This is a genomic window from Clostridium frigoris (assembly GCF_018861865.1).
Lineage (GTDB): Bacteria > Bacillota > Clostridia > Clostridiales > Clostridiaceae > Clostridium_AD > Clostridium_AD frigoris.
This window is the reverse complement of the sequence record NZ_JAHLDV010000025.1, coordinates 42,590-48,698: the sequence shown is the minus strand read 5'-3', so window position 1 is coordinate 48,698 and position 6,109 is coordinate 42,590. Positions and strand designations below refer to the sequence as shown.

Below are 6,109 nucleotides of genomic sequence, written 5' to 3'. Positions count from 1 at the left end.
TATTCTTGCTGCTGAAGAGTTTCTTGGTAAAAAGTTTCCAGATAATTCATCAGATGCATATCTCTTATTGACATTTGATGGTAATACTATAGAAGAAATAGAAAAAGCTTATGAAGGCGTAGCTAATATTTGCCTTGAGCAAGGAGCTCTTGATGTATTTATAACAGATACAGATGAGAGAAAAGAAGCTGTTTGGTCTGCAAGAGGAGCTTTTCTTGAAGCTGTTAAAGCAACAACAACTTATATGGATGAATGTGACGTTGTTGTTCCAAGAAACATGGTTGCAAAGTTCATTAATTACACTAATGAACTTCAAAAAGAATTTAATATAAGGATAAGAAGTTTTGGTCATGCAGGTGATGGTAATTTACATGTCTATGTGTTAAAGGATGACCTTACAGATGAAGTATGGGACAAAAAAATTGCAGAAGTATTTGAGGCAATGTATAGTAAATCAAGAGAATTAAAAGGATTAGTATCAGGAGAACATGGAATTGGATATGCCAAAAAAGCGTATATGTTAGAACAATTAGGTCCTGTGTATATAAATCTTATGAAAAATATCAAATTGGCATTTGATCCTGAAAATATATTAAATCCAGGAAAAGTTTGTGAATAAAGCGCGAAATATAATATAAACATAGTCGATTTAAATACTGTATCAAATCTTACTAAGTAGAGGAGATAATAAAAGATGAATATTTATTTGTTGTTTTTCATAGCACTTATTCCTATTGTATGGCTTATGGTATCCCTGGGTGTATTGAAAATGCCAGGACATAAAACTTGTTCAATTACACTTGTAATCACAATAATACTTGCGACTATTGTTTGGAAAATGCCAGTTAGTCAGGCTCTTACAGCAACACTTGAGGGCGCATCAATGGCAATATGGCCAATAATCGTTGTAATAATAGCAGCGGTATTTACGTATAACCTTTCTATTCATACAAAAAGTATGGATGTGATAAAGGATATGATGACAGGAATTACAACAGATAGGAGAATACTCGTTTTAATTGTTGCATGGGGTTTTGGTGGGTTCCTCGAGGCAATTGCAGGTTTTGGTACAGCAGTTGCAATACCTGCAAGTATTTTAGCTGCACTTGGGTTTGATCCTATATTTGCAGCGATAATATGTCTTATTGCAAATACAACACCAACAGCTTTTGGAGCAATTGGTTTACCTGTAACAACACTTGCAAAGGTTGCTTCAATTAATCCAGTTACTTTAAGTTATGCAGTTGGTATACAATTATTTGCATTAATTGTAGTTTTACCATTGATACTAGTAATGCTTACGGGTAAGAGTGTAAAGGCCATAAAGGGCGTTGTGTTTATTTCCATAGCGTCAGGTTTAGCTTTTGCAGTGCCAGAACTTTTAGTTGCAAAATATCTTGGTGCTGAACTTCCGGCACTAATTGGATCTATAATATGTATCATAGTAACAGTTACAATAGCTAAAGTATTTTATAAAAAAACTGCAGCTAAAGATGCGGTTATTATACCTGTAAAGAAGGCTTTGTTAGCTTGGATACCATTTATCTTAATTTTGGCTTTTATATTAATCACAAGTACTTTAGTTCCAGCAATAAATAAACCATTATCAGCTATAAAGACTTCAATACAAATATATACTGGTCCTCATGCAAAACTTAGTACTTTTACATGGATTGCAAATCCCGGGACACTTATAATTCTTGCTACATTTATAGGGGGACTTATTCAGGGAGCTAAGTCTAGGGAAATAGTAAAGGTATTTACGGATACATGTAAACAAATGTCTAAAACTGCAATTACAATACTTGCAATAGTTTCACTTGCAAAGGTAATGAGTTATAGTGGAATGATAACATCTATTGCTGTAGTACTTGTTGCAGCAACTGGAGGATTCTATCCATTATTCGCACCAGTAATAGGTGCCCTTGGTACATTTGTAACAGGTAGTGATACCTCAGCTAATGTACTCTTTGGACCGCTTCAAGTTGAGGTTGCAAGAAACCTTAACATGAGTCCTTATTGGTTAGCGGCTGCAAATACCGGCGGCGCTACAGCAGGTAAAATGATTTCACCTCAAAGTATAGCAGTAGCAACGGCAGCTACTGGAATTGTAGGAGCAGAAGGTAAGATATTAAAGGCAACCTTAAAATTCTGCCTAGTATATGTATTAATCTTAGGGTTAATCGTGTATTTTGGATCAAGATTCTTCACAATGTAGGGAGGAATAATAATGACTAAAGTTAAAATACCATATTCAAAAAGGTTTTTGGAAGTTGAAATACCAGATAGAAATTTGTTGGCAATATTAGAATCAAAGGCACATGCGTACAAAGTAGAAAGTACTCAGGAGGATATTGTAAATAAGGCACTAGATAATCCTATTGGCAGTCCAAAACTAGAAGAGTTAGTTAAAGGTAAGAAAAACTTAGTATTAATAACTAGTGACCATACAAGACCAGTTCCTAGTAAGGTAACACTTCCAATATTACTTAGGAGAATAAGAGCTGTTAATCCTAAAATAGATATAACAATATTAATTGCTACTGGTTTCCATAGACCTACTACCAAGGATGAAATGATTAATAAATTTGGTCAGGAAATTGTAAATAATGAAGTGATAATAAATCACGTATCTGAGGATTATACTAGCATGGTTCACGTTGGAACACTTCCATCGGGTGGAGAACTTTTACTTAACAAGCTAGCAATGGAAGCTGAAGTCTTAATTTCGGAAGGATTTATAGAACCACATTTCTTTGCTGGGTTTTCAGGAGGGCGTAAAAGTGTCCTTCCTGGAGTGGCATCAGCAAAGACTGTTATGGCAAATCATTGCTCTGAATTTATAGCAAGCGAGTTCGCTCGCTCTGGAGTAATTGAAAATAATCCAATTCATATAGACATGTTATATGCTGCAAAGCAAGCTAAGTTAGCATTTATATTAAATGTTGTAATAGATAGTGAGAAAAACATTATAAATGCATTTGCAGGAGATAGTGAACTTGCACATGTTAAAGGATGTAAATTTGTAATGGAGCTTGCATCTGTTAAAGCTGTTAAAGCAGATATTGCTATATCATCTAATGGAGGTTATCCTCTAGATCAAAACTTATATCAGTCTGTAAAAGGTATGACAGCAGCTGAAGCAACTTGCATGGATGGAGGAGTTATAATCATGGTGTCAGCTTGTAATGATGGACATGGTGGTCAGTCTTTCTATGACAATATTGCAAATGCAAAGAGCCCACGTGAAGTTCTTGATAAAGTAATTAAGGTAGGTAGAAATGAAACTTTACCTGATCAATGGGAATTTCAGATTCTTGCACGGATACTTGATAAGTTCACTGTAATTCTTGTTTCAGATTTATGTGACCCTGAAATGATAAAGAAAATGCATATGGAGCATGCAGCTACCTTTGAAGAAGCACTTGAAAGAGCTTTAAAGATAAAGGGAAAATATGCAACAATAACAGTAATACCAGATGGTGTTTCGGTAGTGGTAAGATAACTTAAAGATTAAACTAAAAAATAAAGTGAGGGAGTGAAAAACACTCCTTTACTTTATTTAATTTATTTTTTTTTAGTTTGCTGTTGCAAGTACAACTTTGGGAATAACCTTTACCAATTATATTTTATAATAAATTGGGTAAACTATGAAATGTACTGAAAATGTTCAGTATAATTTCTATATTTGAAGGGAGAATATTTATGAATGAAAGCAATTTAAATGAAACAAAAAAATCTGGTAAGCAATCGGGAGAAAATGAGAATTTTAGTGAGGTTTCAAACGCTGATATGGTTAATATATATGACATGCCTAATATGACTAGTGGCCCGAGTGAAGTTAATGTAGAAGAAATAAGAAGACTATATGGCCGTTCAGTAATAAACAAAGGTATTTATAGAAAATAAAATTAAGGCAGGATGAGTATCCTGCCTTAATTTTTATTAAAAATAAAACATAACATGTTTTCGATAAGTTATAAATATACTAAGCTAAATATTTAGGGGTATGAATATTAGGTAACTACCAGCATAGTATATTAATTATAAATGTGGTAAAATAATGGTATTATAATGAATAAAAGTTATATAATTAGACAAAAAAGTATGTAAATTTTATAATAACTATTAAATGTAAACTTATTAATTATTATTCCATACTTGTTAATGTTTAAAAATGTACTTATTGTATCCTTCAGTAATTTAAAACATAATAATAGGGTTAAATCATTACCTATGCAGCTGCATTAACGACTTCAGAGGGAGATTGAGACTCCAACTGAAGTTTTATTTTTGTTAGGGCTATAGAACACAAATTGTAAAGCTGAATTTCGAAAGGGAGCGTTGAAAATGATAAAAACTGCGATATTAACCATGAGTGATAAGGGATTTAGGGGAGAAAGAGTTGATGGAACAGGTCCTGCAATAAGAAGTGAATTAGAAGGAAAAGGATTTGTTATCAGTTTTTATAAAATGATTTCTGATGAAAAAGAGGAAATAGAAAAAGAGTTGATTTATTTATGCGATAAACTTAAGGTGGATTTAATTTTAACTAATGGTGGAACGGGCTTCTCACATAGAGATGTTACTCCAGAAGCAACTCAAAATGTAATTGAGAAATATGTACCCGGTATTGGAGAAGTTATGAGAATGAAATCACTCCAAATTACGCCAAATTCTATGCTTTCAAGAAGCATTGCAGGGATTCGCAAAAAAACCTTAATTATTAATCTTCCTGGAAGTCCCAAAGGTGCTGTAGAAAATCTTCAATTTATAATATCTGCAATTCCACATGGTATTGCAATACTTCGAGGGGAAGCTAGCGAGTGTGCTAAAAGTTAACAAGTAATTTATAAAATATTAAAAGGAGGTACAAGTGTGGAACTTTTTAATGTGGTATCTGTAGAAGAAGCTAAAGAAATAATAGATAAATCATTTACATATGAGCTTGATTCTGAAAAGGTGAATATATTGCAAAGTGTTTCTAGAATTTGTTTTGAAGATATAAAGGCAGAATGTAATATACCAGAATTCAAAAGGTCAACGGTGGATGGATATGCAGTGATATCAAAGGATGTGTTTGGGGCTAGTGAAGTAATGCCATCTATGCTTGAACTAAAAGGTGAAGTATTCATGGGAAAAGTCCCACCCTCAGATATTATCTGTGGAGAGTGTTTATATGTACCTACGGGAGGAATGCTTCCAGAGTCTGCAGATAGTGTAGTTATGGTTGAGTATAGCCATAAGCTAGATGATAATACAATACTTATTTATTCACCAGTTGCCATGGGTGATAATGTAATACAAATTGGGGAAGATATAAAGAATCAGGATATTGTTATAAAAAAGGGAAATAAACTCAGGCCATATGAGGTTGGTGTTGTTGCAAGCATTGGTATTTCTGAGGTGACGGTTTATAAAAGACCGAGGGTTGGTATTATTTCAACTGGGGATGAAGTGGTATCTTGTGGTGTTAAGCCGATTTTAGGGGAAGTGAGGGACATAAACACCTATTTAATTTGGTCCTTACTTCTTGAGGATGGAATGGAGCCAGTAAGTTATGGAATTATTAAGGATGATTATGAACTATTAAAAAGTGCAACGCAAAAAGCATTTAATGAATGCGATGTGGTATTAATTTCAGGAGGAAGTTCTGTCGGCACTAAGGATCATACTTTAAAGGTTATAGCTTCCTTTGATGACGGGGAGGTTTTGGTACATGGAATAGCAATAAAGCCTGGTAAACCAACTATAATAGGAAAACATAAAGAAAAAATAATATTCGGACTTCCAGGACATCCACTTGCATGTTGCATTATATACAAAGTACTTGTTCAGAATTATATATATAGCCTAATGCTTAAAAGTGAAAAGATTTACGTAACAAATGCAGTAATGAGTATAAATTATCACAAAGCTAAAGGCCGGGAAGAATATTTACCTGTAGAGCTTGAAACAATAGAGGGCATTGTTATTGCAAAACCGGTGTTTGGTAAATCTGGAATTATAACAGCATTTTCAAAGGCATGGGGGTATATAAAGATAGAAAAAAACGTTGAAGGTTTAAAAGAAGGACAAGCAGTTGGAGTTTACAAATTATAAAGGAGAT

The 6,109-nt window shown here is 33.6% G+C and carries 6 protein-coding genes; all 6 read left to right on the top strand.

All coding sequences use genetic code 11. The features are described from left to right. On the top strand, positions 1-619 hold a 619-nt coding region (locus KPL37_RS11650), incomplete at its 5' end, for an FAD-linked oxidase C-terminal domain-containing protein (protein WP_281418674.1). Positions 620-694: 75 nt separating this feature from the next. After that, entirely contained in the window at positions 695-2,218 is a 1,524-nt protein-coding gene (locus KPL37_RS11645; RefSeq protein ID WP_216149513.1) for an L-lactate permease, read from the top strand. A gap of 12 nt (positions 2,219-2,230) precedes the next feature. Continuing rightward, positions 2,231-3,505: a nickel-dependent lactate racemase gene (larA, locus tag KPL37_RS11640; RefSeq protein WP_216149511.1), complete on the top strand. Its 1,275-nt coding sequence runs from the start codon at positions 2,231-2,233 to the stop codon at positions 3,503-3,505. A gap of 200 nt (positions 3,506-3,705) precedes the next feature. Then, positions 3,706-3,909, top strand: coding sequence for a hypothetical protein (locus tag KPL37_RS11635; protein WP_216149509.1), 204 nt, complete (start codon positions 3,706-3,708; stop codon positions 3,907-3,909). 441 nt (positions 3,910-4,350) lie between these two features. Continuing rightward, complete coding sequence (locus KPL37_RS11630; RefSeq protein ID WP_216149506.1) at positions 4,351-4,842, top strand: MogA/MoaB family molybdenum cofactor biosynthesis protein; 492 nt, start codon at positions 4,351-4,353, stop codon at positions 4,840-4,842. 36 nt (positions 4,843-4,878) lie between these two features. After that, positions 4,879-6,102: a molybdopterin molybdotransferase MoeA gene (locus KPL37_RS11625; RefSeq protein WP_216149504.1), complete on the top strand. Its 1,224-nt coding sequence runs from the start codon at positions 4,879-4,881 to the stop codon at positions 6,100-6,102. The last annotated feature ends 7 nt before the right edge of the window (positions 6,103-6,109 follow it).

Bases quoted from the DNA above. Each gene is read 5' to 3' on its own strand.
- KPL37_RS11635 (WP_216149509.1), top strand. From the start codon at position 3,706: ATGAATGAAAGCAATTTAAATGAAACAAAAAAATCTGGTAAGCAATCG.
- larA (WP_216149511.1), top strand. From the start codon at position 2,231: ATGACTAAAGTTAAAATACCATATTCAAAAAGGTTTTTGGAAGTTGAA.
- KPL37_RS11630 (WP_216149506.1), top strand. From the start codon at position 4,351: ATGATAAAAACTGCGATATTAACCATGAGTGATAAGGGATTTAGGGGA.
- KPL37_RS11645 (WP_216149513.1), top strand. From the start codon at position 695: ATGAATATTTATTTGTTGTTTTTCATAGCACTTATTCCTATTGTATGG.